Origin of the sequence: Aquariibacter albus (assembly GCF_014145335.1) — a bacterium.
Classification (GTDB): Bacteria; Pseudomonadota; Gammaproteobacteria; order Burkholderiales; family Burkholderiaceae_C; genus Aquariibacter; species Aquariibacter albus.
The window spans coordinates 315,498-342,373 of the sequence record NZ_JACIVI010000002.1; the positions used below are offsets into that span (position 1 = coordinate 315,498).

General features: G+C 72.0%; 28 protein-coding genes. 13 read left to right on the top strand and 15 right to left on the bottom strand.

Annotated features, from left to right (window positions below):
- Positions 1-6: 6 nt before the first annotated feature.
- Genes H4F90_RS08895 through H4F90_RS08925 form a run of 7 tightly spaced genes read left to right on the top strand, consistent with a single transcriptional unit; the run spans position 7 to position 7,378 of the window.
- Positions 7-1,269 carry an AAA family ATPase gene (locus H4F90_RS08895; RefSeq protein WP_182663663.1) on the top strand — a complete coding sequence of 421 codons (1,263 nt, stop codon included), beginning with the start codon at positions 7-9 and terminating at the stop codon, positions 1,267-1,269.
- Positions 1,270-1,280: 11 nt separating this feature from the next.
- The gene (locus tag H4F90_RS08900; protein WP_182663665.1) at positions 1,281-2,597 is read left to right on the top strand and encodes a CpaF family protein; all 1,317 of its coding nucleotides are present in this window, start codon (positions 1,281-1,283) and stop codon (positions 2,595-2,597) included.
- Positions 2,581-3,546 carry a type II secretion system F family protein gene (locus H4F90_RS08905; protein ID WP_182663666.1) on the top strand — a complete coding sequence of 322 codons (966 nt, stop codon included), beginning with the start codon at positions 2,581-2,583 and terminating at the stop codon, positions 3,544-3,546. Before H4F90_RS08900 ends, H4F90_RS08905 begins: the two co-directional genes overlap by 17 nt.
- Before the next feature lies 1 nt (position 3,547).
- Positions 3,548-4,519, top strand: coding sequence for a type II secretion system F family protein (locus H4F90_RS08910; RefSeq protein WP_182663669.1), 972 nt, complete (start codon positions 3,548-3,550; stop codon positions 4,517-4,519).
- Positions 4,520-4,522: 3 nt separating this feature from the next.
- Positions 4,523-5,359, top strand: a complete 837-nt coding sequence (locus H4F90_RS08915) for a tetratricopeptide repeat protein (protein ID WP_182663671.1) — start codon at positions 4,523-4,525, stop codon at positions 5,357-5,359.
- The gene (locus tag H4F90_RS08920) at positions 5,356-5,706 is read left to right on the top strand and encodes a DUF3613 domain-containing protein (RefSeq protein WP_182663673.1); all 351 of its coding nucleotides are present in this window, start codon (positions 5,356-5,358) and stop codon (positions 5,704-5,706) included. Before H4F90_RS08915 ends, H4F90_RS08920 begins: the two co-directional genes overlap by 4 nt.
- A gap of 1 nt (position 5,707) precedes the next feature.
- A complete protein-coding gene (locus H4F90_RS08925; RefSeq protein WP_182663675.1) occupies positions 5,708-7,378 on the top strand; it encodes a TadG family pilus assembly protein in 1,671 nt (556 codons plus the stop codon).
- 177 nt (positions 7,379-7,555) lie between these two features.
- Here H4F90_RS08925 and H4F90_RS08930 read toward each other — a convergent pair whose 3' ends face one another.
- From H4F90_RS08930 to H4F90_RS08940, 3 genes are read right to left on the bottom strand one after another with little or no spacing between them, the layout of a single operon-like run.
- On the bottom strand, positions 7,556-8,653 hold the full coding sequence (locus tag H4F90_RS08930; protein WP_182663677.1) for a VanZ family protein: 1,098 nt from the start codon (positions 8,651-8,653) through the stop codon (positions 7,556-7,558).
- 10 nt (positions 8,654-8,663) lie between these two features.
- A complete protein-coding gene (locus H4F90_RS08935) occupies positions 8,664-9,092 on the bottom strand; it encodes a CopD family protein (protein WP_182663679.1) in 429 nt (142 codons plus the stop codon).
- A gap of 57 nt (positions 9,093-9,149) precedes the next feature.
- Positions 9,150-9,860 (bottom strand): hypothetical protein, encoded by a 711-nt coding sequence (locus tag H4F90_RS08940; RefSeq protein WP_182663681.1) that lies wholly within the window; start codon positions 9,858-9,860, stop codon positions 9,150-9,152.
- A 476-nt stretch (positions 9,861-10,336) separates the two neighbouring features.
- On the opposite strand from H4F90_RS08940, the gene hemB reads away from it, so the two are divergent.
- On the top strand, positions 10,337-11,353 hold the full coding sequence (hemB, locus tag H4F90_RS08945) for a porphobilinogen synthase (protein ID WP_182663684.1): 1,017 nt from the start codon (positions 10,337-10,339) through the stop codon (positions 11,351-11,353).
- Between the two features lie 47 nt (positions 11,354-11,400).
- A complete protein-coding gene (locus H4F90_RS08950; protein ID WP_182663686.1) occupies positions 11,401-12,525 on the top strand; it encodes a magnesium transporter CorA family protein in 1,125 nt (374 codons plus the stop codon).
- A 21-nt stretch (positions 12,526-12,546) separates the two neighbouring features.
- Here H4F90_RS08950 and H4F90_RS08955 read toward each other — a convergent pair whose 3' ends face one another.
- Genes H4F90_RS08955 through tsaB form a run of 3 tightly spaced genes read right to left on the bottom strand, consistent with a single transcriptional unit; the run spans position 12,547 to position 14,694 of the window.
- A complete protein-coding gene (locus H4F90_RS08955; protein ID WP_328700870.1) occupies positions 12,547-13,449 on the bottom strand; it encodes a uracil-DNA glycosylase in 903 nt (300 codons plus the stop codon).
- Positions 13,442-13,942 (bottom strand): ribosomal protein S18-alanine N-acetyltransferase, encoded by a 501-nt coding sequence (rimI, locus tag H4F90_RS08960; RefSeq protein WP_182663688.1) that lies wholly within the window; start codon positions 13,940-13,942, stop codon positions 13,442-13,444. The genes H4F90_RS08955 and rimI overlap by 8 nt, the downstream gene beginning before the upstream one ends.
- The gene (tsaB, locus tag H4F90_RS08965; RefSeq protein WP_182663690.1) at positions 13,939-14,694 is read right to left on the bottom strand and encodes a tRNA (adenosine(37)-N6)-threonylcarbamoyltransferase complex dimerization subunit type 1 TsaB; all 756 of its coding nucleotides are present in this window, start codon (positions 14,692-14,694) and stop codon (positions 13,939-13,941) included. Before tsaB ends, rimI begins: the two co-directional genes overlap by 4 nt.
- A 42-nt stretch (positions 14,695-14,736) precedes the next feature.
- Here tsaB and H4F90_RS08970 point away from each other — a divergent pair, with 42 nt between their 5' ends.
- Positions 14,737-16,344: a D-alanyl-D-alanine carboxypeptidase/D-alanyl-D-alanine-endopeptidase gene (locus H4F90_RS08970; RefSeq protein WP_182663692.1), complete on the top strand. Its 1,608-nt coding sequence runs from the start codon at positions 14,737-14,739 to the stop codon at positions 16,342-16,344.
- Complete coding sequence (locus H4F90_RS08975; protein WP_182663694.1) at positions 16,341-16,637, top strand: SemiSWEET family sugar transporter; 297 nt, start codon at positions 16,341-16,343, stop codon at positions 16,635-16,637. The genes H4F90_RS08970 and H4F90_RS08975 overlap by 4 nt, the downstream gene beginning before the upstream one ends.
- 23 nt (positions 16,638-16,660) lie before the next feature.
- Here H4F90_RS08975 and H4F90_RS08980 read toward each other — a convergent pair whose 3' ends face one another.
- The 6 genes from H4F90_RS08980 to sucC form a co-directional block, all read right to left on the bottom strand.
- On the bottom strand, positions 16,661-17,320 hold the full coding sequence (locus tag H4F90_RS08980; protein ID WP_182663696.1) for an FHA domain-containing protein: 660 nt from the start codon (positions 17,318-17,320) through the stop codon (positions 16,661-16,663).
- 74 nt (positions 17,321-17,394) lie between these two features.
- The gene (locus H4F90_RS08985; RefSeq protein ID WP_328700871.1) at positions 17,395-18,192 is read right to left on the bottom strand and encodes a PP2C family protein-serine/threonine phosphatase; all 798 of its coding nucleotides are present in this window, start codon (positions 18,190-18,192) and stop codon (positions 17,395-17,397) included.
- 29 nt (positions 18,193-18,221) lie between these two features.
- Positions 18,222-19,136, bottom strand: coding sequence for a serine/threonine-protein kinase (locus H4F90_RS08990; protein ID WP_182663700.1), 915 nt, complete (start codon positions 19,134-19,136; stop codon positions 18,222-18,224).
- 46 nt (positions 19,137-19,182) lie between these two features.
- Entirely contained in the window at positions 19,183-19,899 is a 717-nt protein-coding gene (locus H4F90_RS08995) for a TerC family protein (protein ID WP_182663702.1), read from the bottom strand.
- 202 nt (positions 19,900-20,101) lie between these two features.
- Complete coding sequence (gene sucD, locus H4F90_RS09000; protein ID WP_182663703.1) at positions 20,102-20,995, bottom strand: succinate--CoA ligase subunit alpha; 894 nt, start codon at positions 20,993-20,995, stop codon at positions 20,102-20,104.
- A 17-nt stretch (positions 20,996-21,012) separates the two neighbouring features.
- Positions 21,013-22,179 carry an ADP-forming succinate--CoA ligase subunit beta gene (gene sucC / locus H4F90_RS09005; protein WP_182663705.1) on the bottom strand — a complete coding sequence of 389 codons (1,167 nt, stop codon included), beginning with the start codon at positions 22,177-22,179 and terminating at the stop codon, positions 21,013-21,015.
- Between the two features lie 463 nt (positions 22,180-22,642).
- Here sucC and argC point away from each other — a divergent pair, with 463 nt between their 5' ends.
- The gene (gene argC, locus H4F90_RS09010; RefSeq protein ID WP_182663706.1) at positions 22,643-23,584 is read left to right on the top strand and encodes an N-acetyl-gamma-glutamyl-phosphate reductase; all 942 of its coding nucleotides are present in this window, start codon (positions 22,643-22,645) and stop codon (positions 23,582-23,584) included.
- 54 nt (positions 23,585-23,638) lie between these two features.
- Here the strand turns inward: argC and H4F90_RS09015 are convergent, their stop codons facing one another.
- On the bottom strand, positions 23,639-24,187 hold the full coding sequence (locus H4F90_RS09015) for a regulatory protein RecX (RefSeq protein ID WP_182663708.1): 549 nt from the start codon (positions 24,185-24,187) through the stop codon (positions 23,639-23,641).
- A 59-nt stretch (positions 24,188-24,246) separates the two neighbouring features.
- Positions 24,247-25,356: a recombinase RecA gene (recA, locus tag H4F90_RS09020; RefSeq protein ID WP_235972120.1), complete on the bottom strand. Its 1,110-nt coding sequence runs from the start codon at positions 25,354-25,356 to the stop codon at positions 24,247-24,249.
- A 145-nt stretch (positions 25,357-25,501) separates the two neighbouring features.
- On the opposite strand from recA, the gene H4F90_RS09025 reads away from it, so the two are divergent.
- On the top strand, positions 25,502-26,173 hold the full coding sequence (locus tag H4F90_RS09025) for a response regulator (RefSeq protein ID WP_182663713.1): 672 nt from the start codon (positions 25,502-25,504) through the stop codon (positions 26,171-26,173).
- 99 nt (positions 26,174-26,272) lie between these two features.
- Here the strand turns inward: H4F90_RS09025 and H4F90_RS09030 are convergent, their stop codons facing one another.
- A complete protein-coding gene (locus H4F90_RS09030) occupies positions 26,273-26,869 on the bottom strand; it encodes a PEP-CTERM sorting domain-containing protein (protein ID WP_182663715.1) in 597 nt (198 codons plus the stop codon).
- Positions 26,870-26,876: the final 7 nt, after the last annotated feature.

The window sequence follows — 26,876 nt, forward strand, 5'->3', positions numbered from 1 at the left end:
CCCGCCATGAGCACCAACCCTCCCGTGGACGGCCCGCTGCCCGGGCTTTCGCTCGGCCTGCTGACCCTGGTCAGCGACAGCGAGGCCTCGACCCGCTGGCTGCGCGAGGCCCTGGGTGCCGCCGGCAGCCTGCGGGTCTGTGGCGTCGAGCCCGATCGACTGGCAGAGCGCCTGGGCACCGAGCGTGGCAGCCTGGTCGTGATCGACTTCAGCGAGCCGCAGCGCGTGCCGGCGGCCGAACTGGCCCAGCGGGCCGCACTGGCCCTGCCGCAGTCCGCGATCGTCGCCCTGGGCCGTGCGGCCGACGCTGCCGCCGCCCTGGCGGCGCTGCGCGCGGGTGTGCGCGAGTTCATCGACACCGAGGCCCCGCCGGCCGATGCCCTGGCCGTGCTGGCCCGCCTGGTCCAGGCGCCGGCCGCGCCCCGGGTCATCCAGGGCACGGTGGTGTCGCTGGTCGGGGCCCGGCCCGGGGTCGGCACCAGCACCCTGGCCGCGCACCTGGCCGTCATGCTGCAGGAGCATCTGAAGCGCGAGCAGCGCGGCGCGGCCCTGCTGGACCTGGGCATTCCGGTTGGCGACAGCCAGGTGCTGCTCGAGACCCGCGGCAGCTTCAGCTTCGCCGAAGCCGCGCGCAGCCAGCACCGCATCGACGCCACCTTCGTGCAGTCGGCCCTGCCGCGCCATGCGAGCGGCCTGGCCGTGCTCTCGCTGCCGGCCAATGTGGCCGAGCTGCGTGAGCTCTCGCATGCCTCGGCGGTGTCGGTCACGCAACGCCTGCGGTCCTTCGTCGACCTGCAGCTGATCGACCTGGGCGGTTTCGCCAACCAGGAGTTCATCGCCCAGGTCGCGGCCATCAGCGACCACTGCCTGATGGTCTGCGACCAGGGCGCGCCCTCGGTCATCTCGGCCCTGGAGCTCACCCGCACCCTGCGTGCGCGCGGCCTGCGCCCCCAGCTGGTGGTGACCAAGGCCGACGACAGCGTCGATCCCTCGCCGGCTCAGATCGCCGAGCGGCTGGAGCTGCCGCTGCTGATGGCCCTGCCCAACCGCTCGACGGCGCTGCTGCAGGCCATGAACACGGGCCGTCTGCTGAGCCAGGTTGCCCCGGGCGACCCCTATGTCAAGCTGGTCCGGCAGTTGCTCGCACGCCTGCTGCCCGAGGGCGAAGCTGCGGTGCCGGCCGCGTCGGCCCCGGGGTCCGGCCCGGCGGCCGGCCTGCGCCAGTGGATCGGCAGCCTCCGCAAGGGCGGCGGCCGCAGCGGGGCCTGAGGAACGCCAAGATGCACAGCAATTTCATTTCCTTCGCCGACGATGGGGGCAGCGCCTTCACCACGACGCGCGAGTTCATGGACATCAAGGCGCGGGCCTACGAGCATCTGCTCAGCCGCATCGAGGAGCTGGGCAGCGAGTTCACCCGCCTGTCGCGTCCGGCCGTGCAGCGCCTGGTCAGCACCGAGGTCGAGCGCTTCGTGCTCGGCAACAACCTGCCGCTGAACCAGGAAGAGCTGCGCACCGTCAGCGATTCGCTGACCAAGGAGCTGACCGGCTTCGGTCCGATCGAGGACCTGCTGCAGGATCCGGCGGTCGAGGACATCCTGATCAACGGCTGCAACTCGGTCTACGTCTCGCGCGGCGGCAAGCTGCAGAAGGTGGCCGTGCGCTTCGCCGACAACGCGCACCTGCTGCGCATCGTGCGCCGCATCCTGGCGCCGATCGGCCGGCGGCTCGACGAATCCAGTCCCATGGTCGATGCGCGCCTGGTCGACGGCGGCCGGATCAACGCGATCATCGAGCCGCTGTCGATCGACGGCCCGGTGGTCTCGATCCGGAAGTTCCGCAAGGACCCGCTCAAGCCCTCGGACCTGGTCGCGCTCGGCAGCTTCGACCAGCGCATGCACGACCTGCTCGAACAGGCGGTCAAGGCGCGCTGCAACATCCTGGTCAGCGGCGGCACCAGCTCGGGCAAGACCTCGCTGCTCAATGCCCTGGCCTCCTTCGCCACGCCCAGCGAGCGGGTGGTGACGATCGAGGACACCGCCGAGCTCTCGCTGAACCACCCGCATGTGGTGCGGCTGGAGACGCGGCCCGGCAGCTACGACGGCGGCGGCGCCGTCGGCCCGCGCGAGCTGCTGCGCAACACGCTGCGGATGCGGCCGGACCGCATCATCGTCGGCGAAGTGCGCGGCGCCGAGGTGCTGGAGATGCTGCAGGCCATGAACACCGGCCACGACGGCTCGATGGGCACCATCCACGCCAGCTCGCCGCGCGAATGCCTGTACCGCCTGGAGATGCTGGCCGGCTTCGGTGGCTACCAGGGCAGCGAGGCCAGCCTGCGGCGCCAGATCGCCAATGCGATCGACTTCATCATCCAGGTCGGCCGCCTGCCCGACGGCCGGCGCCGCGTGCTCTCGCTGACCGAGGTGACCGGGGTCGGCGACGCCATCATCGCCACCCAGGAGCTCTGCCGCCTCGACCCCGGCGAGGGCGCCGACACCGAGCGCTGGGTCTGGACCGGCATCCGCGCGCACTCGCCGCGCCTGTCCGCGGTGGCCGCTCCGCCGGCCTCGCCCAGCCTGGGGGATGCATTCGGTGTCTAGCCAGGTCCTTGTCCTCCTCGCCGCCGCCTTGCTGCTGCTGGCCCTCGGCCTGGGGCTGTGGGCCACCCACCGCCAGCGCGGCGAATCGCGCCGTGCCGCGCAGTTTCTCGATGCGCGGCTTGCGGCGGTCCGCCAGGCCGCCAGCGAGCCCGCAGCGTCGCCTGGCGAGCCCCCGCCGACCGGCGGCCCGCGCCGCGTGTCGCTCAGCGCGCGGGGCGGCAACCCCTGGTCGCGCATGCTGCATCGCGCCGGCCTGCGGCCGGGCCCGGCCGCCAGTCTCATGGTGCTCCTGCCGCCGCTGGGCCTGGGCCTGCTGGTCGGTCTGCAATCCACCCCCGCGGTCGGCCTGCTCGGCCTGGCCCTCGGCGCAGCCCTCGCCGCCCTGGTGCTGGGCCTGCGCATGCAGCGCCAGCACCAGGACATGACCCATGCCCTGCCGCCCTTCATCGACACCATGGTGCGGCTGCTGGCCGTGGGCCAGAGCATCCCGGCGGCCTTTCTGGCCGCGGTCGGCACGACGCGCGGCCCGCTGCGGGCCTGCCTGGATGCGGTCGCCCAGCGCGTGCGTGCCGGGGCCGACCTGGACCGCGCGCTCGAGCAGGCCGGCGAGGTCTATGGCTTCGCCCCGCTGATGCTGTTCGGCGCCGTGGTGAGGATGAGCATCCAGTACGGCGGGCGGGTCGACCAGGTGCTGGAGCGCGTGGCCGTCTTCATGCGCGACCGCGAGCAGGCGCAGCAGGAGCTGGTGGCCCTGTCCGCCGAGACCCGCCTGTCCGCCTGGATCCTTGCCCTGCTGCCGGCGGCGGTCGGCCTGAGCATCCTGTTCTTCAACGCGGCCTACCTGTCGGGCATGTGGGTGGATCCGACCGGCCAGACCTTGCTGATGGCCGCCTTCGGCCTGCAGCTCTTCGGCAGCTTCCTGATGTACCGCCTGGCCCGGCTGCGCTGACATGACTCCGAACCTCAGCCCCCTTCCCCTCGTGCTGCTGGCGGCGGCCCTTGCGCTGGTGCTGGCCGTGCTGCTGCTGGGGCTCGCCGTGCTGCAGCGCCGCCGTGCGCGCCAGCGCAGCCAGGAGCATCTGGAGCGGGCCGTCGCCTTGCGCCGCCAGGAGGCCAGCGACCTGCTCGACGACACCGACTTGTCCACCCTCGGGGCGCCGCCGCCCCAGCTGGCCTTCCTGCAGCCGCTCTTCACCCTGCTCGACCAGAGCCTCGGCCGCGCATTGGTTGCCCAGGAGGACCGCACCCTGCTCGATCAGGCGGGCTTCCATGCCCGTCACCACCGTGGCCTCTACCTGATCGCACGGCTGCTGACCCTGGGCCTTGCGACCCTCGGGGCGATGGTGCTGCTGCCGCAGCCCGAGGCCGCGATGCGCGTCCTGCTGCTGTGGCTGAGCGGTCTGGTGCTCGGGCTGATGCTGCCGAAGATCGTGCTGCGCGGCCTCGCGGCGCGCCGGCTGCAGCGGGCCCACGAGGAAACGCCGCTGCTGATCGATCTGCTCAAGCTGCTGCAGGGGACCGGCATCAGCCTGGACCAGACCCTGCAGATCATCGCCAGCGACTTCCGCCAGGTCCTGCCGGTGCTCGGGGCCGAGCTCGAGGCCGCCAACCGCCAGTTCGCCGCCGGCCGCAACCGCAACGACACGCTGCGCCGCCTGGCCCGCGTCTACCAGAGCGAGGACCTGGCCAATCTCGTGACCTTGCTCGGCCAGATCGATCGCCATGGCGGGGCGGTGCAGGAGCCGCTGCGCCAGTTCGGCGAGCGCATCCGCGAGAAGCGCCGCGCCGCGCTGCGCGAACACGTCGGCCGCCTCAACGTGAAGATGACGGGCGTGATGGTCGTGACCCTGCTGCCGGCCCTGCTGATCGTCGTCGCCGGCCCGGGCTTCCTGGCCATCGTGCGTTCCCTGACCCGGATCTGAGCCTTGCATCCCCCCCTTGCCTTTCCCCTGTCGCGGCGCCTGCTGGCCGGCCTGCTGCTGGCCGCCGCGCCGGTGCTGGCGGCGCCCGGCATCGGCCCCGGCACGGGGCGCAGCGACGGGGCCGAGCCCGGCGTGGACCGTCCGGCCACCGACCCGCGCAGCGCCTACCTGGCCGTGCTCGGCGAGCTGCGCGCCACCGGCCAGCACTACGCGGTGCTGGCGCATCTGCAGAGCTTCGAGGCCGAGTTCGGCGAGAGCCCCGACACCCTGATGCTGCGCGCCGACGCCCTGCGCGCGACGGGCCAGGGCGAGGCGGCCGGCCGGGTCTACACCCGCCTGCTGACCACGCCGCGTGCCGCGGCCGGACACCACGGCCTGGGCCTGCTGGCTGGCGCGCGCGGCGACATGACGCAGGCGGCCACCCTGCTGGGCCGGGCGGTCGCGCTGGAGCCGACCAATCCCGTGCTGCAAAGCGATCTCGGCTATGCGCTGATCGCCGGGCAGCGCCTGGGCGAGGCCCGCGGGCCCATCTTCACCGCCGCCCAGCTGGCGCCCAACGATCCGCGCATCCTGGCCAATCTCGCGCTGTACCACGCCAGCGTCGGAGACCGCACGGCCGCCGAATCCGTGCTGGCCCGGCCCGGCATCAGCGAGGCCTCGCGCCAGATCATCCGCGGCATGCTGGCTCCGCCGGCCGCACCCGCCCCGCGCAGTCCCGAGCCGCCGAGCGCCGAAGCCCTGAACCTGCAGTTCGACTACCGGCTGCCGCAGCCTCGCAAGCCGGTGGCGGCCACGCCGCCTTCCTCTGCCACCGTCCCGCCGCCTGGAGCCTCCCGATGAGCGCCCGAATCTCCCGTCCGTCCGCCCTGTTCCTCCGGCTGCCTGCAGCCCTGCTGCTCGGCCTGGTGGCCGCGTCCGCGCCGCATGCGCAGGACGCAGCCGCCGAGTCGGCCGTCGGCAGCAGCACCCGCGCTTGGCTGGAGCTGCAACGCAGCAATGCGCAGGCCGGCCGCAGCCATCCGGTGCCCGGCGAGGTGGCCGCGGCCATCTGGCAGCGGCATGTCGACAGCTTCCGCCTCTCGGCCAGCGTGGCCGGCTCGCCGCCGCCGAGCGCCGTCACCGGCGGCTCGGGTCGGTCCGGCAATGCCGCACGCGGCGAGACGTCCGGCAGCAGCGGGACCCGCTGACATGCCCCGCCCGGCCCTTCGACCCCGGCCGCGCCAGCGCGGTGCGGCCATGCTGATCGGCGTGGCCGCGCTCGGCCTGGCGATGGCGGCCCTGATGGTGCTGGACGTCGCCCATGTCTTCTCCCAGCGCCGCATCCTGCAGAAGGCGGCCGACGCCGCCGCACTGGCGGCGACCCAGTTCGTCGAGCCGACCTGCGCGACGGCCACGCCCACCGCCCGCTCGGTGGCCCAGCAGAACGGCCTGCCGAGCAGTGGTGCCACGACCACCGCGACCTGCGGCCGCTGGGACCCGCAGGCCGTGGCCGCACCGACCTACTTCAGCGCCGGTGCCGCGCCCTTCAACGCGGTGCGGGTGCGCTTGTCGCGTCCCGTGCCGTATTTCTTCGGACTGCTCGGCGGCAGCGCCGGCCGCACGGTGACCGCCGAAGCCACGGCGGCCATCACGCCGGTGACGACGCTGTCGATCGGTTCCGGCGTTGCGGCCCTGACGGACGCCAGCCCGCTGAACGCGCTGCTGTCGGGCCTCTTGCGCAGCAGCGTGAACCTCAGCCTGGCCAGCTACCAGGGCCTGGCCAGTGCGCGGGTGCGGCTGCTGGACCTGGTGCGGGCCGACCCGATCCGCCTGGGCACCGTCGACGAACTGCTCGCCAGCAACGTCACCCTGGGCAATCTGCTGCTGGCCTCGGCCAATGCCCTGGGGCCCAGCCAGGCCCTGGCCGTCAATGTGCTGAACAGCCTGGCCCTGCAGGCCCAGACACTGAACGTGCCGGTGGCGCAGCTGCTCAATGTGAGTGCACCGACCGATGCCGCCGCGGCCGAGGCGCGCATCAATGTGCTGGAGCTGCTGACCGTCGGCGCGCAGGTGGCCAACCGCAACAACTTCATCGCGCTGAACACCGGCCTGAACCTCGGTCCGCTGGCCAGCCTGAGCCTCGGCCTGCGCATCATCGAGCCGCCGCAGATCGCGGTGGGCGGGGTCGGCACCAGCGCCAAGACCGCGCAGACGCGGCTGCGCCTGAATCTCTCGCTGCTGAACCTGAACCTCGGCGTGGCCAGCACCGTGATCCAGCTGCCGCTGGCCCTGGAGGTGGCGCCGGCCCGGGCCACGGTGTCAGCCCTGCAGTGCGGCCGGACCTTTGCCGAGTCGCGGGTCCAGCTGGCCGCGCAGACGGGCCTGGCCAGCGTCTGTCTGAGCCGGACGGCCGCCGGGACGCTGAACTCGCCCGAGACCTGCGCCAGTAACGCCCAGCCGGCCACCCTCGCCAACATCAATGTGCTGGGCCTGGTCAATGTCGGACTGCTGGGCTACATCAACCTGCAGGCCATCAATCCCAGTGCGACGCCGCTGAGCTATGGCAGCGGCGCGGCCCAGCCGGTGACCGACGGCAGCTACCGCATCGGCACTTCGCTCGGCGGGGCGCTGGCCCATGCGCTGCGGCCCGGATCCCTGCAGCTGAGCCTCGACACCTCCGGTGTCCTGGGGCTCGTGGCCATCATCGTCAACCCGCTGCTTTCGACCCTGATCCCCCTGGTCGAAGGGCTGCTCAGCACCACCCTGGCGGCCATCACGCCGTTGCTCGACGGTGTCCTGGCCCTGCTGGGTCTCGACATCGGCTATGCCGACGTGAACCAGATCCGCCTGCAGTGCAACCAGGCCGAACTGGTCTACTGAGCCTGCGAAGCCCGCGCGGCCTCAGCCGCGCGCGAAGGGCGCGATGCCGATCCAGTCGGCATGGCGCCGGAAGGCGAACAGCGCCCAGGGCGCCTGTTGCCGGCGCCACCGTCGGCAGCGTCGGCAACAGGCGCCCTGGGCTGCGGACGAGGCTGGCGGGGGGCGACAGTCGCCGGCTCAGCGCCGCAGGGCGGCCAGGCGTCCGATCAGGCCGATCAGCGCGGCCCCCGGCCACAGCCAGCCCACCCACTGCGAGATGCCGTGAAAGCGGATGAAGCGCCCCTGCTCCCAGCCTTGCAGGCTGGCTTCCAGGTAGGGGTCGGCGGGCGCCAGATTGGCCAGCAGCAGGCCGGCCGCCAGCAGTGGCAGGCCGAGCTGCGCGACCCGCCGTGCCGGCAGGGGCACGAGCAGCAGGGCCAGTCCGGCCGTCAAGGCCAGGGCGGGGCCCACCGGATCCGTCCACCAGGCCAGGGCATGTTCGGGACCGAAGTTCAGCGCGGTCGACAGCGTCGTCGCGCCCAGCGCGATCCCCAGCGCGCCCGCCAGCAGCAGGGCGCGGCGCAGGCCGGGTGCGGTGATGGAGGCGGCGACCAGGCAAGGCGCCAGCGCACCCAGGCCGATCGCCAGCAGCTCGCCCAGCGGTCCCAGGCCGGGCAGCGCGCCCGGCCAGCGCTCGGCGGCGGGTGCCCAGCGGGTGTCGGCCAGGGCCTCCGAGGCCAGGGCCAGCAGGCGCGGCAGCACCTGGCCCGGCGCGAAGGGCAGGGCCGGCGGGTAGAGCAGGCCCAGCGGCCACAGCCACAGCAGGGCGAGGCCGAAGTCCGCACCGGGCAGAAACCATCGCCGACGCACGCTGGACCAGCGGCCCAGCGCCCCCAGCGCATGCAGCGACAGCGTGAAGATCGCCCCCAGCCCGGCACCGGCCGTGTTGCAGAGCCAGTCCAGCCGCGAGGGCACCCGCACGGGCAGGAGGTGCTGGGCCGACTCCAGGCCCTGGCTGAGCAGGGCGCCGGCCAGCACGGACCGCAGCAGCGCCCCTCCGCGGCCTTGCCCGCCGCGCAGCTGCGCGGTGGTCAGGAAGGCGCCGAGCGGTGCATAGCCCAGCACGTTGACCAGGGTGTCGAAGCCCGTCTGGTAGTGCGGCCAGGGCAGCTCGCCCAGCTGCAGCCAGCCTTCCCGCGGACTGGTCCAGCCACTGAAGGGGTGCAGGCTGGCGTAGACGATCAGGCCGGCGCAGACGGCGGCCAGGGTCCAGGCCGAGCTGCGCTCCACCGCCATCGCCTGCCGCTCAGAAGGGCTTGACGACGACCAGCACCACCGCCGCGATGAAGAGCAGCACCGAGACCTCGTTGAAGACCCGGAACCAGCGGTGGCTGCGTCGGTTGGCGAAGCCCTCGAAGTCGCGCAGCAGGCGCTTGCAGACGTGGTGGTAGCCGATGATGCCGACGACCAGCAGCAGCTTGGCATGCAGCCAGCCATTGCCCGGGCCGCGGCCGATGCCGAAGTGCAGCCACAGCAGCATGCCGAGCACCAGGGCCGGGATCATCAGCAGCCCCGCGAAGCGGTGCAGCTTGCGCGCCATCAGCAGCAGGCGCTCGCGCTCGGCATGGCTGTCGGCCGGCACCATCGCCAGGTTGACGAAGATGCGCGGCAGGTAGAAGAGGCCCGCAAACCAGCTGGCCACGAAGACGATGTGAAAGGCTTTGACCCAGAGCATGGGCTCATTATGCGAGCCGCCCCCGGCCGGCGCGGCCAGGCCGGGTATCCGCCGGGCTCAGCGCACGAAGAAGGACTGGCCTTGCGCGCCGCGCAGGATCATCGCGCCCGAGTCCGGCGAGGCCAGCATCGTGCCGGCGTCGCCCTGCAGCTCGACGCCGCGCGAGGTCGTGCGCCAGTGGCCGCCGCGGCCCAGGCCGGCGATCGGCTCGCCGCCGATGCCGAAGCTGCCGTCGCGTGCCAGCACCAGTTCGCCTGGCGTGCCGTTGGCGCCGCGGTAGAGGCCGATCACCGTCTCCGGATCGGCGGCCGGCTTGGCCGACGCGCCGGCCCGCTGCCAGAGGTAGCTGCCCGAGAGGATGCCCGCGCCCACCGCCACCAGCGGGTGCGCCGAGGCGGCCACCAGCAGGTTGTTCACCGAGGCCCCGCCCCAGAAGGCCGAGCTGGTCTGGTTGAAGCGCTGCTTCTTGTCGTCGGGCAGGGTGTCGGCGTACTGGATCAGGCCCAGCTTGAAGCCGATCAATGCGAGCAGGCCGATCGGCGTGGGGGTGACCAGCGGGTTGGTCTCGACCCCGCCCGCGCTGACGGCCAGGTGGGTGCTGAGGCTGTCGAGCACGGCGGCCTGGCGCGTGCTCAGGCCCGGCAGGGTCGTGCCGCCCGACGGGGCGGATTCCGGGGCGGGGGCGTCTTCGGCCCGCGCGGCCCCGCCGCACAGGCCCACAGTGAGGGCCAGCAGCAAGGGGCGCAGGAGGGGGAGGAGGGGGCGCATGCGAGGGGTCCGGGCTGGGTGGAAGGACCCCGGCGAACCGGCCTGCAGCCTGTCGGGCATCGCGGCCTTCGTCGGAGGAACCATGGCCTCCACGATAGGCAGCCGGCCTCGCGCGCACTCGCTTGAAAAGCGGCGCCTTCCCGGCCCGCTTCACCCCCGTGTCCAGCCCGTGTGCACAAGCGCACAGGCTGAGGCCTCGCGCCCGCCGCGCGCGCATCACGCGGGCAGAAAAAAGCCCCGGCAGGGCCGGGGCTGGAAAACCTGTTCGCTGTCACACGTTCAGGTTCCTGCTCAGGGAGGAAAGCAGGGGTGATCGCGCAAGCGCAAGCACCGTTACGTATCTTATCGGAAGCTGAAGCCGGGCTGTTCGGACGGCTTCTCCCCGGTCCCGGGGCCCGTGAAGCCCTCCGCGACAATGCGCACTTGGCCCGGCCTTGCCGGGCGCCGAACGGCCGCCCCGGCGCGGCCCTGCGACCGTGAGCACCTTCCTGCAACGCTTCCCCGCCACCCGCCCGCGCCGCCTGCGCCGCGACGCGGCCGTCCGCGCCATGGTGCGCGAGCACCGCCTGCACCCGAGCGACCTGATCCTGCCGGTCTTCGTGCTCGAAGGGGCGGGCCGCACGGAGGACGTGGCCTCCATGCCGGGCGTGCAGCGCCTGAGCCTGGACCGGCTGCTGCCCCTGGCCGAGCAGTGCGTCACGCTCGGCGTGCCGGCCATGGCCCTGTTCCCGGTGATCGACGATGCGCGCAAGTCCGACGACGGCCGCGAGGCCCTGAACCCCGAGGGCCTGGTGCCGCAGGTCGTGCGGACGCTGAAGGCGCGTTTCCCGCAGCTGGCGCTGATGACCGATGTCGCGCTCGACCCCTACACCGCCCACGGCCAGGACGGCCTGCTCGACCCCAGCGGCTACATCCTGAACGACGAGACGGTGGAGGTGCTGGTCGGCCAGGCCCTGGTGCAGGCCGAGGCCGGCGTCGACATGGTCGCGCCCAGCGACATGATGGACGGCCGCATCGGCGCCATCCGCGAGGCCCTGGAGGCCCACGGCCACATCCACACGCGGATCATGGCCTACAGCGCCAAGTACGCCAGCGCCTTCTATGGCCCCTTCCGCGACGCGGTGGGCAGCGCCGGCAAGCTGGGCAAGGCCGACAAGAAGGTCTACCAGATGGACCCGGGCAACAGCGACGAGGCGCTGCGCGAGGTGGCGCTGGACCTTGCCGAAGGCGCCGACATGGTCATGGTCAAGCCCGGCCTGCCCTACCTGGACATCGTGCGCCGCGTGAAGGACGAGTTCGGCGTGCCGACCTTCGCCTATCAGGTGAGTGGCGAGTACGCCATGCTCAAGGCCGCCGCCGCGAACGGCTGGCTGGCCCACGACGCCGTGATGATGGAAAGCCTGCTGGCATTCAGGCGCGCCGGGGCCGACGGCATCCTGAGCTACTTCGCGCTCGACGCCGCCCGCTGGCTGCGCGAGCACCCGCTGGATTGAGCGGTCCCGCGGTCCCCGCCCAGCCGGCCAGCGGCCACCCATCCGCGATGCGCATCTTCCACGTCAGCGAAGGCTTCCACGAGCTGCAGGTCCTGCCCGAGGGGCTGCCGACCAGCGGCTTCCTCTGGTTGGCCAGCGGCCGCCGCGCCTTCGAGGTCGGGCTGCCGGAAACCCAGGCTGCGCTCGCCCGATGGGGCGGCGGTGGCCTGGTCGATCTGCATGTCTCCGATCTGCTGAACCTGCAGCTGCCCTCGCAGTACGACTACACGAGCTGGTACGACTTGCTGGTCTTCCGCCGCCTCGCGGTCGGCAGCGGCACCAGCGCGCTCTTCCTCGACGAGCAGCACGGCACCGCCCAGACGGCGCGCCAGGCCCTGGCCTCGATCGACACCAGCCCGGTCGGCTTCGCCGTCTTCGACCGCGTGCTGATCACCGTGCACCCGACCGACTGCGCCGTGCGCGACTTCTTCATCGCCCGCCTGGCGCAGATGGCCGGCGGACCGCCGGTCAGCATCAGCGGCAGCGAGGCCCGGCCCGCGGCCGGCCGCCTGCCAGCCGGCCCGGCCGACCTGATGCTGCGCATCGTCAACCACATGGTCGACGGCTACCTCGACCTGCGCCGCCTGCTGACCCGCCAGCTCGGCTACCTGCAGGCCGAGCTGCTGAGCCCGCGCAGCCGCTTCGACAACTGGCAGGCCCTGCTCGACAGCCGCAACACCCTGCATGCGCTGGAGGACACCTGCGAAGACCAGCGCAGCGCCGTGCAGGAATGGATCGATGCGCTGGACGAATGGCCGGTCGAGCATGAACCCCAGGCCGCCCGCGAGCGCGAGCTGCTGCGGGTGCGCTCGCGCGACGTGCTCGAGCACATCGAGCGCGTGCTGGGCCATGTGCGACGGCTAGAGGGCTCGGTCGAGAGCGCCGTGCAGATGCACTTCTCGGCCCAGAGCAACCGGACGAACGACATCATGCGCACGCTGACGGTGCTGACCGCCGTCTTCATGCCCTTGAACCTGATCACCGGCTTCTTCGGCATGAACTTCGATTTCCTGCCCTTCATCCACAGCAGCACCGGCGTCTGGGCCACCACGGCGCTGATGGCCGGCACCGGCCTGGGCCTGCTGATCTACTTCCGCCGCAAGCGCTACCTCGGTCGCAGCGGCCAGCGCTGAAGCGCCGGCGGGGCCGGCGGCTCAGCCGCGGTCGGCGGCGCGCAGACGGTCGAGCGTGGCGCGGGCCAGGCAGAGGTCGTCCCAGGCCTTGGCCTTCTCCATCGGGCTGCGCAGCAGGTAGCTGGGGTGGTAGCTGACGATCGCCGGCCGGCCGAGCACCTGGTGCACCTGGCCGCGCAGGCGACCGAGCGGCGCGTCGCTGCCGAGCAGGCTCTGCACCGCATAGCGGCCCATCAGCAGCATCACGCGCGGCTGCACCAGGTCCAGCTGGCGCTGCAGGAAGGGCGCGCAGGCGGCCAGCTCCTCGGCGCTCGGATTGCGGTTGCCGGGCGGACGGCATTTCAGGGTGTTGGCGATGTAGGCCCCCTCGTGCTGCGGGGCCGCAGCCGGCGCCCCGCCGCGGCCGCGTCCCGCACGCGACACGCCGATCGCCGCCAGCATGCGGTCGAGCAGCTGGCCGGACTTGCCGACGAAGGGCAGGCCCTCGCGGTCCTCCTGCTCGCCCGGCGCCTCGCCGACGACCATCCAGTCGGCATCGCGCGGGCCGGCGTCCAGCACGGCCTGACGGCGCTGGGCGCACAGGCCGCAGGCCTGGCAGCCGGACACGGCGGTGGCCAGGGTCGGCCAGTCCATGCCCGCGACCGGCCCGGCGGGCAGGGCGCCCGGGCCGGCGGGCCGCAGGCCGGCGACGGCCGTGCCGCCGGCAGGCGCCGGGGCCGGAGCCTGGGCCTGGGCCGGAGCCGCATCCGTCGGCGCGGCGTCAGACCGCGGACGGAGCGCGGGGGCGGCGGGCGGCCGGGCCGGGGGCCGGGCGGCGGCGGGGGGCGGATCGATCCCGGGCGCCGGCTCGGCCGCGGCCGGCCGCGGGGCCGGCAGCTGCACGCCCAGCTCGGCCAGCATCGCGTGGCGGCGGGCGTCAAGCACGGGCGTCTCCGGCGGCGTCGAGCGGCAGGGCCATCACGATCGCATCCTCGCGCTGGCCTCGGCCGGCGGGGTAATAGCCCTTGCGCCGGCCCTGCTCGACAAAGCCGTAGCGGCGGTAGAGGCGCTGGGCGCCGGCATTCGAAGCACGCACTTCGAGCCAGAGCTTGGCGCAGCCCAGGCCGCGGCCCAGCACGCACAGCGCGTCCAGCAGGGTGCGACCATGGCCGCGGCCCTGGGCCTCGGGGTGGACGGTGAGGTTGAGCAGGTGCATCTCCTCGACCCCGACCATGCCGACCGAGTAGCCCAGCAGGCGCTCGTCCTCGACGGCGAACAACAGGGTGATGGGGTGGCCACTCAGCAGGGAATCCTGGAAATTGCCGCGGCTCCAGGGGAAGGCGTAGGCCTGCTGTTCGAGGGCCATCACGGCATCGAGGTCGCCAGCGCCCATGGGCCGCAGCCAGGTCGCGCCATGCTGGGCCGGCGGTCGGCTCATGCGGCGGATGCCGCCTGGGCGGCGCGGGCGGCCTCGCGCTCGGCCGTGGTCTGCGCGACCTTGTCGCGCCCATAGAGCGGCAGGGCCTGGGAGGCGTCCACGGCCTGGCCGGCCGCCCAGGCCGCGCCCGCCAGGTGCAGCAGCGCGGCACCGTCGAGGCGGGCCTGCGGCGCGGCGCGCGGGCCCGCGGCCAGGGCGCCCCAGGCTTCGGCGTGGACGTCCAGGCTGTTGCCGGCGATCCAGACCGGACCGTCGGCGGCGCAGCGGGCGGCCAGGGCCGCGGGGGCTTGCAGGCCGGGGGGCTCGACCGGGGTCCAGCCGCCGTCCGCGGCCCGGCGGTAGGCGGCGGCGTAGCACTCGTTCATGCGGGCATCGACGGCCACCCAGGCGGTCTCGCCCGGCGCCGGGCCCTGGCCGGCCGGCCAGGCCGCCACCGCCACGGCCAGCAGGCTGTCGAGGGCCAGCACCGGCTTGTCCAGGCCGAAGGCCAGGCCCTGGGCCACTGCGCAGGCGGTGCGCACGCCGGTGAAAGCCCCGGGGCCCCGGCCGAAGCCGATCGCGTCCAGGTCGGCGGCCGCAAGGCCGGCTTCGTCCAGCAGGCCCTGCAGCGCCGGCAGCAGCTGGGCGGACGCCTGGGCGCCGCCGGGCAGGGCCCGCTGGGCCGTGTGCGACCCTGCCTGCAGGGCCAGGTGCAGGGTGTCGGTGGCGGCATCGATCACGAGCAGCCGCGGCAGGGCATTCAGGGCGGGCATGGCCGTCCAGTTTAGGCGGCCGGCCTGTCTATGATCGGCCGCATGCCTGTGTCCGTCCTGCGCCTGTCGCGCATCCTGTCCGGCTGGCGGCTTGGCGAGCGTGGCCGGCTGCGGGCCCTGCTGCCCTTCCTGCTGCTGGCCGGGGGGGCGCTCGGGCCGGTCCGTGCAGCCCCGGCCGAGACGCTGCCCGGCGAGGTGCTTCAGGCCTTGCGCGCCGTCGGCCTGCCCCCCGACGCCCTGGCCGTCGAGGTGCGCCCGCTGGCCCGGGCCGACGCGGCTGCTCGCCTGGCCTGGCGCGAGACCGAAGCGCTGAACCCGGCTTCGCTGATGAAGCTGTTCACCACCGGCGTGGCGCTGGAGCAGCTGGGGCCGTCCTGGACCTGGCGCACGCCCGTCGCGCTCCACGGCCGGCTCGACGCCGAGGGCGTGCTGCACGGCGATCTGGTGATCCAGGGGCGCGGCGACCCCAGCCTCGTGCTGGAGCGCGTCTGGCTGCTGCTGCGCGAGCTGCGCGAACGCGGCCTGCGCGAGATCCGTGGCGACCTGCTGCTCGACCGCCGCGCCTTCGCGCTGCCCCCGCACGACCCCGCTGCCTTCGACGGCGAGGCCCTGCGGCCCTACAACGTCGGCCCCGACGCCCTGCTGCTGAACCAGCAGGTGCTGCGCCTGCGCCTGGTGCCCGAGCCCGAGGCCGGCCGCGTGCGGATCAGCCGCGAGCCGCCCGACGAGGCCGCGCCGGGCGCCGATTTCCTGCCCTTGGCCGCCCCCGGCACGCCCTGTGGCGACTGGCGTGCCGCGCTCACGCCGCGGCTGCAGCCCGGCCAGCCGCTGCGCCTGGCGGGGCGCTATCCGGCCGCCTGCGGCGAGCGCCTCTGGGCCTTCGCCGATCCCGAGCCCGCCCGCTATGCCGCCCGCCTGTTGCCCGCGCTGTGGGCCGAGCTGGGGGGCCGCCTGCAGGGCCGTGTGCGCGAGGCGCCGATGCCCGCCGGCGCGCGCCTGTGGTTCCATGCCGAATCGCCGCCCCTGGCCCATGTGGTGCGCGACATCAACAAGTTCAGCAACAACCCCATGGCCCGGCAGCTCGCGCTGACGCTGGCCCTGGAGGCGGGCCAGCCGCCCCGCGCGCCGATCGAAGGGCCCGAACCCGACCCCCTGGCCCTGCCGCCGCCGGCCACGCCCGAGGCCGCGCGACTGCTGATCGAGGCCTGGGTGCGCGAGCGCAGTGCGGGCGCCTGCCCGGCCGAGGCGCTACGGGTCGACAACGGCGCCGGCCTCTCGCGCGAGGGCCGCAGCACCATGCACTGCCTGGCCGGCTGGGTGGCTGCGCTCTGGTTCGGCCCGGCCATGCCGGAGCTGCTGGCCTCGCTGCCGGTGGCCGGGGTCGACGGCACCGCCCGCCGCCGCGATCGCGATTGGGGCCCGGCCCGCGGCCGGGCCTGGCTGAAGACCGGTTCGCTGCGCGACAGCCTGGGCCTGGCCGGCGTGGTGCAGGGCCGCTCGGGCCAGCGCTATGCCTTTGCCGCGCTGCTCAACCATGCGGACGCCGGCAAGGGTCGGCCGGTGCTCGATGCCCTGGTCCGCTGGACGGCCGAGGACGCCCCCGAGACCGCCGCCCGCCCGGCGGCCCCGTCGCGCGAGGCCGCGCGATGAGCAGCCCCGGCCCGCTGTGGGAGGCCGTCGGCCTGCTCGCGGCCACCCTGACCACCGCGGCCTTCGTGCCGCAGGTCTGGCTGAGCTGGCGCAGCGGCAACCTGGCCGGCGTGTCGATGGGCATGTATGCGGCCCTGGCCCTGGGCATCGCGCTGTGGCTGCTCTACGGCCTGGCGCTCGGCTCCTGGCCGCTGATCCTGGCCAATGCGGTCAGCCTGCTGCTGACCCTGGCCATGCTGGTGATGGCCTGGCGCTGGCGGCGCGCCCAGCGTGACGCGCCGACCGGGCCCTGAGCCACGCCGGGCGAGGGCCGCCCTCAGCCCTCCAGCAGGAACTGCATCTGGGTGCCCCCCAGCTCGATCAGGTCGCCGCTGCTGAGGTGGACCGGCTCGCCCCAGACGGCTTCGCCATTGACCTTCGGCCGGGCGGCGCCCTCGATGTGCGCGAGCAGGTAGCCGCCGGGTCGCTTGGTGATGGAGGCCACCTGCACCCCCGGCTTGCCCAGGGTGGTGACGACCTTGCTGAGCGCGACCTCGCGCCCGGCCGACGCACCGTTCAGCACCCGGATGCTGGCCTGCAGCACCCCGACGGCGGTGGCCTGCCCTGGCACGGTCAGTGCCGGCAGGCCTTCGCCGCTTCGGGTGTAGGGCTGGCCGCGCAGCGTGACGGTGGTCTCGTAGTCGATCGCCTCGGCCGCCAGAAAGCGCAGCCGGTACTTGCCGATCTCCACCACATCGCCATGGATCAGGACCTGGCGCCGGATGGCCTTGCCGTTGATGTAGGTGCCGTTGGTGGAGTTGAGGTCCTCGATGACGAAGCCCTCGCCGGTCTGCTGCAGCACCGCGTGCTCGCCGCTGACGGCGAGGTTGTCGATCACGATGTCGTTGTGCGGGCGTCGTCCCAGGCGGGTGCGGTCCTTGGTGAGCGCAACCTCCTTGATGACGAGCCCGTCGAGCGACACGATCAGCTTGTTCATGGACACAACCTTGTGATCCCGGGTCGTCGACGCTCCCTGTCGCCCGGGTGGACCCTGGTGGGGGGCTGATCCGCTCAGCCGCGCCGTCGCGACCACCACCGACGGGCCGGCACGGCCGGTCCGAGGGCGCGGATCAACACCAGGGAAATGTTATCGCGCCCACCCGCCTGGTTGGCGGCCTCGACCAGCGCCTGTGCAGTCGGCTGCAGCGGGGCGTCCGGGTCCAGCAGCCGGGACAGCCCGGCCTCGTCGAGCATGTCGCTCAGCCCGTCCGAGCAGAGCAGCAGCCCGTCGCCGGCCTGCAGCGGATGCCAGGCCAGTTCCGCTTGCACGCCGGGCTCGACGCCCAGGGCCCGGGTCACCAGATGGCGGTGAGCGGCTGCATGCGCCTGGGCCGCTGCGATCAAGCCGGCGTCGATCTGCTCTTGCAGCAGCGAGTGGTCGCGGCTGAGCTGCTGCAGGCCCCGGGGCCCCCAGCGGTAGGCCCGCGAATCGCCGATGTGCGCCAGCTGCACGCCCTGCGCCTGCAGCACCGCAAGCACCAGCGTGGTCCCCATGCCGGCCCAGGCCGGATGACGGCGCGCGGCATCGAGGATCTGCTGGTTGGTCTCGCCGATCGCGCTCTGCAGCCGCGGGCCGAGCGTGGCCGGCTCGGCCTGCCGGCCGGCGCCGGCCAGCCAGGGGGCCAGACGCTGCATCAGGCCGTCGACAGCGAGCTGGCTGGCCACTTCCCCGGCGTTGTAGCCGCCCATCCCGTCGGCCAGCACCACCAGGCCGGTGGCGGCGTCGACGCCGAGCGCGTCCTCGTTGTTCTGCCGCATGCGGCCGGTGTCGCTGGCGCTGGCGTAGTCGTAGCGGAGGGCGGACGTCACGGGGCGATTCGGCGGCGGGGCAAGCGGCATCATCGCTCGGGGGCGCGGCCCGGCTGCAGCCTCTCCAGCGCCTCGGCCACGGCCGCGGCGTGATCGGGGCGGTCGTCGGGCTGCGGCGCCAGGCAGTGGCGGACCAGCGTTTCCAGGGCCTGTGGGCACCCCGGCTGCGGAGAGCGCAGCCGGGGCGGCGGGCCGCCGGCCCGGGCGCGCAGGCGCTCCGGCAGCGGCAGGCCGGCATGCGGCAGCGCGCCGTCGAGCATCAGGAAGAGCAGGGCCCCGAGGCTGTAGAGGTCGCTGCGGGCATCGACCGGGGCCCCGGCCAGCAACTCCGGCGCCTGGGTGTCGAGGCTGCCGAGCGCGGTGCCGGTGCGGGTCGTGTCCGCGCCGTCGAGCCGCGCCAGGCCGAAATCAGCCAGCTTAAGCAGGTTGCGGGCCGGATCGATCAGCAGGTTGGCCGGTTTCAGATCGCGGTGCAGCACGCCATGCCGGTGGGCATGGTCCAGCGCGCGGGCGATGCGTGCGCCCAGGTGCAGCACCGTCGGCAGCGGCAGCGGCCGGCCCGGCGGCAGGGCCTTGCCCAGATCGCCCCCGGCGATGTCGTCCATTGCAAGGTAGTCGCTGCCGTCGGCTGCCCGGCCCGCCTCGTGCACACGCAGCAGATCCGGGTGCAGCAGGCGCGCCGCGATCGTGGCTTCCTGGAGGAAGCGACGCCTTCGGTCCGCGGCGTCCGGGCCCTCCGCAGGCCGCAGCCGCTTCAGGGCCACCCGGCGGCCGTCCCGGCTGTCGCGCGCGGCCAGCACCTCGGCACTGCCCCCTGCCCCGATCCAGCCGTCGATCCGGTAGGGCCCGAGCATCGCCGGCAGGCTGGCGGGGACCGGCCGCAGCCGACGCTCCGGGACGCGCAGGCCCTCCCAGGCCGGAGGCGGCACTGCGGGGACGGGCATGACGCCGGGGCGCCGCACAGGGCCCATGCGGGCGGGCCCGTTCCGGTCAGTGGGTGGCCGTCCTGCGGCCCAGCAGCTTGCCGATGCCCAGCACCAGCAGCGCCCCGGCGATGCCGGCCCCGTACTTCAGCGCGTCGCTTTCCTGAAGCTTCGGCATGGAGGCCATGACGTCGGGGTTGATCAGCGCGGGGTCGGTCACGGCCATGGTGCCGGCGATCCAGCCCAGCAGCATGCCGCCGACCGTGATGATCATCGGGAAGCGGTCCATCAGCTTGATGACCAGCTGCGAGCCCCAGACGATGATCGGAATGCTGACCAGCAGGCCGAAGATCACCAGCGGCATCTGGTGGTCGCCCGCGCTCTCGGCTGCACCGGCGATGGCGATCACGTTGTCGATGCTCATCACCAGGTCGGCGACGATCACCGTCTTCACCGCGGCCCAGAGCTTGTCGGAGGCCTGGATGTTGGCGTGCTCGTCCTCGTGCTCGGGCATCAGCAGCTTCACGCCGATCCAGACCAGCAGCACGGCGCCGACGATCTTCAGCAGCGGGATCTGCAGCAGGGTCAGCGCGAAGAAGATCAGGATCACGCGCAGGCCGATCGCGCCGGCCGTGCCCCACAGGATGCCCAGGCGGCGCTGGGCCGGCGGCAGCTTGCGGCAGGCCAGCGCGATGACCACCGCGTTGTCGCCACCGAGCAGGATGTCGATCATGATGATCTGCCCGACGGCAATCCAGAACTCGGGGGTCATCAGGGCTTCCATCGGAGATCCTCTCGGCGTGGTTTCGGGGCCTCCCGGTCCGCGGTGGCGGGCCGGGAAGGCAACAGCGCGGGAGTGTAGGGGCCTGCCGTGACCTGCCTGTGCGTAGAGATACGCATCGCGTCAGCCGGCGCCGCCGCAAGCAAAACGGGGCCCCGAAGGGCCCCGTTGCAGGGAGAGGCTGGGCGGCGCGGGCCGCCTCAGCTCACAGCTTGGCCTTGAGCAGGCGGGCCATTTCCGAGGGGTTGCGGGTCACGGTGAAGCCGCATTCCTCCATGATGGCCAGCTTGGCATCGGCGGTGTCGGCGCCGCCCGAGATCAGCGCGCCGGCATGGCCCATGCGCTTGCCCGGGGGGGCGGTGACGCCGGCGATGAAGCCGACCACCGGCTTCTTCATGTTCGCCTTGCACCAGCGCGCGGCTTCCGCCTCGTCCGGACCGCCGATCTCGCCGATCATGATCACCGCATCGGTGTCCGGATCGTCGTTGAAGGCCTGCATCACGTCGATGTGCTTGAGGCCGTTGATCGGGTCGCCGCCGATGCCGACCGCGCTCGACTGGCCCAGGCCCAGCTCGGTGAGCTGCGCGACGGCTTCATAGGTCAGCGTGCCGGAGCGGCTGACCACGCCGATGCGGCCCTTGCGGTGGATGTGGCCCGGCATGATGCCGATCTTGATTTCCTCGGGCGTGATCAGGCCCGGGCAGTTGGGGCCCAGCAGCAGGGTCTTCTTGCCGCCGGCGGCTTCCTTGGCCTTCATCTTGTTGCGCACGACCAGCATGTCCTTCACGGGAATGCCTTCGGTGATGCAGATGACCAGGTCCAGATCGGCCTCGACCGCTTCCCAGATCGCCGCGGCGGCGCCTGCCGGCGGCACGTAGATCACCGAGACGGTCGCGCCCTGGGCCTGGGCGGCTTCCTTGACGGTCGCGTAGATGGGGATGTCCGAGAACTTCTCGCCCGCCTTCTTCGGATTCACGCCGGCGACGAAGGCGTTCTTGCCGTTCGCGTAGGCCTGGCAGCCCAGGGTGTGGAACTGGCCGGTCTTGCCGGTGATGCCCTGGGTGATGACCCGGGTGTCCTTGTTGATCAGGATGCTCATGGTGGGGTCCTTCCGGGTCAGGCGGCAGCGGCGGCGGCGACGACCTTGGTGGCCGCGTCGGCCATGGTGTCGGCGCTGATGATCGGCAGGCCGGATTCGGCCAGGATCTTCTTGCCCAGGTCCTCGTTGGTGCCCTTCATGCGCACCACCAGCGGCACCGACAGGCCCACCGCGCGCGAGGCGGTGACCACGCCCTCGGCGATGGTGTCGCAGCGCATGATGCCGCCGAAGATGTTGACCAGGATGGCCTTCACGTCGGGGTTCTTCAGCATGATCTTGAAGGCCTCGGTGACCTTCTCGGCGGTCGCGCCGCCGCCCACGTCCAGGAAGTTCGCCGGCTCGCCGCCGAAGAGCTTGATGGTGTCCATGGTGGCCATGGCCAGGCCGGCGCCGTTGACCAGGCAGCCGATGTTGCCGTCGAGCTGGATGTAGGCCAGATCGAACTTGCTGGCCTCGATCTCCGCCGGGTCTTCCTCGTCGAGGTCGCGGTAGGCGACGATCTCCGGGTGACGGAACAGCGCGTTCGCGTCGAAGTTGAACTTCGCGTCGAGCGCGATCAGCTTGCCCTGGCTGTCGCAGTTCAGCGGATTGATCTCGACCAGCGAGGCGTCCGTCTCCATGTAGCAGCGGTACAGGTTCTGGAAGAGCTCGACCGCCTGGGCATGCGAACCCTCCGGCAGGCCGATCGCCGCGGCGATCTTCTTGGCCTGCGCGTCACCCAGACCGGTCAGCGGATCGATCACCTCGGTGATGATCTTCTCGGGCGTGCTGTGGGCGACTTCCTCGATGTCCATGCCGCCTTCGCTGGAGGCGATGAAGGCCACCTTCTGCGTCGCGCGGTCGGTGACCAGCGAGACGTAGTACTCCTTCTTGATGTCCGCGCCTTCCTCGATGTAGAGGCGGCGGACCTTCTGGCCTTCGGCTCCGGTCTGATGCGTGATCAGCTGCATGCCGAGGATCTGGCTGGCCAATTCCTTGACGCCGTCGAGGCTCTTGGTGACCTTCACGCCGCCGCCCTTGCCGCGGCCGCCGGCGTGGATCTGGGCCTTCACGACCCAGACCGGGCCGCCCAGCTGCTGCGCGGCCTCGACGGCCTCCTGCACGGTGAACGCGGGGATGCCGCGCGGGACCGGTACGCCGAACTGGCGCAGGATGTCCTTGCCTTGGTATTCGTGGATCTTCATCTGCGGAGCCTCTTCGAGGTCATGGGTGCTGCACCACGGGTGCGGGTGCAGCGGTCGGGAAGTCGATGGCCCGGCCGATCGGCGCCGGGTCTCGACCGGTCGCGTCCGAACCCTTCCGGCCCGAGGCGGTGGCAAAGCCACCACAGGGGGCGAGGACAGGGTCGAGGACGGCGTCGGGGGCGGTGGACATCGCGGGTGAGCGAAGAACCCCCGGGCGGACACGCGGTGCCGTCCATGGAGCACTTCACTCTATCATGGTGCGTTGCAGCATCTTCCGGTCCGAGGGCCGGTGGATGCGGCGTCTTGCGGGAGGGCCAGGACCCCGGCGGGCGGACGACGAGGCCGGATGTCTCGGCCCCGTCATCGGATCCGCGGAGAATTTCAAGCCCCCACGCTGACGCAGGCCTTGCCCCCGTGCCGCCGCTCGGCCCGATCCCCTCCTTCCCTGACGTCTCGCCCTGCCATGACCTCCCGACCCGCGCGCATCTTCATCGACGGTGAAGCCGGCACCACCGGCCTGGGCATCCGCGAACGCCTCCAGGGCCTGTCCGGCGTGGAGCTGGTGTCCATCGATCCGGCCCAGCGCAAGGATCCGCAAGCCAAGCAGGCCCTCATGGCCGGCGTCGACCTGGTCGTGCTGTGCCTGCACGACGATGCAGCCCGCGAGTCCGTCGCGCTTTGCGATGCGTTGCCGGGGGGCGGCCCGAAGATCGTCGATGCCAGCACCGCCCATCGCGTCGCACCGGGCTGGACCTACGGTTTCCCCGAGCTCTCGGCCGCGCAGGACGCTGCCGTGGCGTCGTCGCGCCGGGTTGCCAACCCCGGTTGCTACCCGACGGGTGCCATCGCATTGCTGCGGCCGCTCATCGAGGCCGGTCTGCTGGTGGCCGACCACCCGGTCGCCATCCACGCGGTCAGCGGCTACTCTGGCGGCGGTCGGGGGATGATCGAGGCCTACGAGGCGCCCGACAGCACCGCCCCGGCCTTCGAGCTCTACGGTCTCGCGCTGGAGCACAAGCACGTCGCCGAGATCATGGCCTACGGCGGGCTCGGCCGCCGGCCGATCTTCGTGCCCAGCGTCGGCCGATTCAAGCAGGGCATGTTGGTGCAGATCGCCTTGCACCTTGACCTGCTGCCGGGCCGACCCACCCCCGAGGTCCTGCAGGCGGCGCTGGCCTCGCATTACGCAGGCAGCGAGTGGGTTCAGGTGCTGTCGCCCGAGGCCCTGGCGGCCGAGGGGGCCAAGCTTGAGCCCGAAGCCCTGAACGACAGCAACCGGCTGGAACTGCGGGTCTATGGCAACGCCACCCGGGGGCATGCCCTGCTGGTGGCCCGACTGGACAACCTCGGCAAGGGGGCTTCGGGCGCGGCGGTGCAGAACCTGCGGCGCATGTTGGGCGTCTGAGGCCGGGCACCGGACCGGCGGTCGGACCGCAGTCTGCGGTCCATGCCCAGGGCTTCAGTCGTTGTCGCTGTCGCCGCGACCGTTCACCACCGCCCGCACGACCTCGGGCGGGAAGCCGCGGCCCGCCAGGAAGCGCATCTGGCGGGCCCTTTCGCCCGGATCGCTGCTGACTTCGCCGTAACGGCGCAACCACAGGGCCTGGGCATGACCCCGGTCGGCCGCGCGCAGCAGGGCCGCCTGGTCTTCGTCCGGCGCCAGCCCGTGGCGCGCGAGTTCCTGGCGGATGCGCGGGCTGCCGTGGCGGCCACTGCGGGCCTGGATGCGGCCTTCGACGAAGCGTCGGGCGTTCAGCAGGTCGAGGCCTTCCAGCCAGGCGATCAGCGGTTCGATCAAGGCCTGCGCAGCCGCTGTCTCCTCGGCGTCCTGCAGCTCCGGCCGTGACCCGCGCCGCAGGCTGGCCCGCAGCTTCTGGCGCATTTCCTCGGGGCTGTGCTCCCGCCGGGCCAGCAGGCTGAGGGCCCGGGCCTTGAGCCGGCGGAGCCGGTCGTCGGGGAGGGCGTCCGCCGCCGTCGGGGCACCGGCCGTTGGGGGGAGGCCGGCCATCAGCGCCTCGGCGGGGTCTGCGGACTCACGGGGCCGCATCCTGCCCTGCGGCGGGGCGCTCAGACGCCGTCTGCGGCGGTGGCGCCGGAGGCGCCGCCGCCCTTGCGGCCGCTTTTGGCCGGAGGCGGATTCGCCGGCCCGTCGACCCCGGGAAGCAGCGGGACGCCCAGCGACGCGCGCACCTTGTTCTCGATCTCGCGGGCCAGATCACGGTTCTCGCGCAGGAACTCGCGGGCGTTGTCCTTGCCCTGGCCGATCTTCTCGCCGTTGTAGGCATACCAGGCGCCGGACTTCTCGATGACCTTGGCGGTCACTCCCATGTCGATGATCTCGCCCTCGCGGCTGATGCCTTCGCCGTAGAGGATGTCGAAATCGGCGGTCTTGAAGGGCGGGCTGACCTTGTTCTTGACCACCTTGACCTTGGTCTCGCTGCCGATGACCTCGTCGCCGCGCTTGATGCTGCCGACGCGGCGGATGTCCAGTCGCACCGAGGCATAGAACTTCAGCGCATTGCCGCCGGTGGTCGTTTCCGGGCTGCCGAACATCACGCCGATCTTCATGCGGATCTGGTTGATGAAGATGACCATGCAGTTGGTCTTCTTGATCGTCGCCGTCAGCTTGCGCAGGGCCTGGCTCATCAGGCGGGCCTGCAGGCCGGGGAGGCTGTCGCCCATCTCGCCCTCGAGCTCGGCCTTGGGCGTGAGGGCAGCAACCGAGTCGATGACGATGAGATCCACCGAGCCCGAGCGCACCAGCGCGTCGACGATTTCGAGGGCCTGCTCGCCGGTATCCGGCTGGCTGATCAGCAGCTCCTGCAGGTTCACGCCGAGTTTCTGGGCGTACTGCGCGTCAAGCGCATGCTCCGCATCGATGAAGGCGCAGGTGCCCGCGGCCTTCTGCATCTCGGCGATGACCTGCAGCGTCAGCGTGGTCTTGCCCGAGGACTCCGGGCCGTAGATCTCGATCACCCGGCCGCGGGGCAGGCCGCCCACCCCCAGTGCGGTGTCCAGGCCCAGCGAGCCGGTCGAGACCACCTGGATGTCTTCCACCGCCTCGCCCGCACCGAGACGCATGATCGTCCCCTTGCCGAACTGCTTTTCGATCTGGGCCAGCGCGGCTTGAAGGGCCTTGGTTTTTTCGGGGTTCACGGTGGGGTTCGGGGTGTCCATGACAGTCTCCATGCATCGCAGGCGGTGGACCCGGATTATCCCGAAGGCTGTTTGTTTGTACAGCTTTTTCGGGGGGAGGCCGCACACGGCTCCCTACAATGACGGCACAACAGCGAAAACAGGACCGCAGTCCAGGAGACGGGCCATGAGGATACTCATCGCAGAGGACGATCAGGTGCTGGCCGACGGCCTGCTCCGCACGCTCAGGCAGGGGGGCTATGCGGTCGACCAGGTCAGTTCGGGTTCCCAGGCCGACGCGGCCCTCGCGGGTCAGGATTTCGACCTGCTGATCCTTGACCTGGGCCTGCCGAAGATGCATGGCCTGGAGGTGCTGCGCAAGCTGCGTTCGCGCGGCAACAGCCTTCCGGTGCTGATCCTGACGGCGGCCGACAGCGTCGAGCAGCGCGTGAAGGGGCTGGATCTCGGCGCCGACGACTACATGGCCAAGCCCTTCGCCCTGGCCGAGCTGGAGGCGCGGGTCCGCGCCTTGACCCGTCGCGGTCTGGGCACCGCGTCGAGCTTGATCAAGCATGGTCCGCTCAGCTTCGATGCAACGGGCCGGGTGGCCTATCTGAACGAGCAGATGATCGAGCTGTCGGCCCGCGAGCTGAGCTTGCTCGAGGTCTTGCTGCAGCGCGCCGGCCGCCTGGTCAGCAAGGACCAGCTGATCGAGAAGCTCTGTGAATGGGGCGAGGAGGTCAGCAGCAACGCGATCGAGGTCTACATCCACCGCCTGCGCAAGAAGATCGAGCAGGGCCCGGTTCGCATCGCGACGGTGCGGGGCCTGGGCTACTGTCTCGAAAAAATCAGTAATTGAGGCCCGAGGACAAGGAGCTACTGGACTTCCATCGAAAAAAAGCCCGCTTGCGCGGGCTTTTGTGCATCAGACGTTGCAGCCGTGAACGGCTACTTGTCCTCAGGCGCGAGTTTGGCGGCGGCGTGCCACGGCACCCACAACACCCAGGCCGGCCAGCATGAGGGCCACGGTGCGAGGTTCCGGCACGGCGGCAACTTGCACGCTGTACAGCTTGGCGCCGTTCAGGAAATCTTCCGACGAGTTCGTCAGGCTGACGTCAAACGAACCGGTGCTGCCGGCCAGGAAGAAGATTTCCACGGTTTGCTTCGGATCGAACGTTGCGAACGTCTTGCTGAAGCTGGTCGTGCCCAGTTCGAAGGTCACGGTGTCCGTGTTCGCGCCAGTGCGAGCGCCGCCGATCTCGAACGTCGCCTTGTACAGCTGGCCGCCGGTCAGGTTCACGGAGCGGGTCAGTTCGCCCGGGTCGTTGCCGATGAGGTCAACGAAGTTGCCTTCGGTGGTGACACCGAAGTTGATGCCACTGGCCGGAAGCAGGTCGACATTGCCGCCCACGACCGTCCACGGGCCAAAGCTGCTCTTGTTCAGGCCGGTGGTGTACGAATCAAAGTCGTCGAAGAAGACGACTTGGGCTTGGGCCGCGGTGGCAGCACCCAGACTCAGACCAGCGACAGCGATCAGTTTCTTAAGGGAATTCATGGAGCTC

Excerpts from the sequence above, each read along its gene's own strand:
- H4F90_RS08895 (WP_182663663.1), top strand. The coding sequence starts at position 7 with ATGAGCACCAACCCTCCCGTGGACGGCCCGCTGCCCGGGCTTTCGCTC.
- H4F90_RS08900 (WP_182663665.1), top strand. The coding sequence starts at position 1,281 with ATGCACAGCAATTTCATTTCCTTCGCCGACGATGGGGGCAGCGCCTTC.
- H4F90_RS08905 (WP_182663666.1), top strand. The coding sequence starts at position 2,581 with ATGCATTCGGTGTCTAGCCAGGTCCTTGTCCTCCTCGCCGCCGCCTTG.
- H4F90_RS08910 (WP_182663669.1), top strand. The coding sequence starts at position 3,548 with ATGACTCCGAACCTCAGCCCCCTTCCCCTCGTGCTGCTGGCGGCGGCC.
- H4F90_RS08920 (WP_182663673.1), top strand. The coding sequence starts at position 5,356 with ATGAGCGCCCGAATCTCCCGTCCGTCCGCCCTGTTCCTCCGGCTGCCT.
- H4F90_RS08925 (WP_182663675.1), top strand. The coding sequence starts at position 5,708 with ATGCCCCGCCCGGCCCTTCGACCCCGGCCGCGCCAGCGCGGTGCGGCC.
- H4F90_RS08930 (WP_182663677.1), bottom strand. The coding sequence starts at position 8,653 with ATGGCGGTGGAGCGCAGCTCGGCCTGGACCCTGGCCGCCGTCTGCGCC.
- H4F90_RS08935 (WP_182663679.1), bottom strand. The coding sequence starts at position 9,092 with ATGCTCTGGGTCAAAGCCTTTCACATCGTCTTCGTGGCCAGCTGGTTT.
- H4F90_RS08940 (WP_182663681.1), bottom strand. The coding sequence starts at position 9,860 with ATGCGCCCCCTCCTCCCCCTCCTGCGCCCCTTGCTGCTGGCCCTCACT.
- H4F90_RS08950 (WP_182663686.1), top strand. The coding sequence starts at position 11,401 with ATGCGCATCTTCCACGTCAGCGAAGGCTTCCACGAGCTGCAGGTCCTG.
- rimI (WP_182663688.1), bottom strand. The coding sequence starts at position 13,942 with ATGAGCCGACCGCCGGCCCAGCATGGCGCGACCTGGCTGCGGCCCATG.
- tsaB (WP_182663690.1), bottom strand. The coding sequence starts at position 14,694 with ATGCCCGCCCTGAATGCCCTGCCGCGGCTGCTCGTGATCGATGCCGCC.
- H4F90_RS08970 (WP_182663692.1), top strand. The coding sequence starts at position 14,737 with ATGCCTGTGTCCGTCCTGCGCCTGTCGCGCATCCTGTCCGGCTGGCGG.
- H4F90_RS08975 (WP_182663694.1), top strand. The coding sequence starts at position 16,341 with ATGAGCAGCCCCGGCCCGCTGTGGGAGGCCGTCGGCCTGCTCGCGGCC.
- H4F90_RS08980 (WP_182663696.1), bottom strand. The coding sequence starts at position 17,320 with ATGAACAAGCTGATCGTGTCGCTCGACGGGCTCGTCATCAAGGAGGTT.
- H4F90_RS08990 (WP_182663700.1), bottom strand. The coding sequence starts at position 19,136 with ATGCCCGTCCCCGCAGTGCCGCCTCCGGCCTGGGAGGGCCTGCGCGTC.
- H4F90_RS08995 (WP_182663702.1), bottom strand. The coding sequence starts at position 19,899 with ATGGAAGCCCTGATGACCCCCGAGTTCTGGATTGCCGTCGGGCAGATC.
- sucD (WP_182663703.1), bottom strand. The coding sequence starts at position 20,995 with ATGAGCATCCTGATCAACAAGGACACCCGGGTCATCACCCAGGGCATC.
- sucC (WP_182663705.1), bottom strand. The coding sequence starts at position 22,179 with ATGAAGATCCACGAATACCAAGGCAAGGACATCCTGCGCCAGTTCGGC.
- argC (WP_182663706.1), top strand. The coding sequence starts at position 22,643 with ATGACCTCCCGACCCGCGCGCATCTTCATCGACGGTGAAGCCGGCACC.
- H4F90_RS09015 (WP_182663708.1), bottom strand. The coding sequence starts at position 24,187 with ATGGCCGGCCTCCCCCCAACGGCCGGTGCCCCGACGGCGGCGGACGCC.
- recA (WP_235972120.1), bottom strand. The coding sequence starts at position 25,356 with ATGGACACCCCGAACCCCACCGTGAACCCCGAAAAAACCAAGGCCCTT.
- H4F90_RS09025 (WP_182663713.1), top strand. The coding sequence starts at position 25,502 with ATGAGGATACTCATCGCAGAGGACGATCAGGTGCTGGCCGACGGCCTG.
- H4F90_RS09030 (WP_182663715.1), bottom strand. The coding sequence starts at position 26,869 with ATGAATTCCCTTAAGAAACTGATCGCTGTCGCTGGTCTGAGTCTGGGT.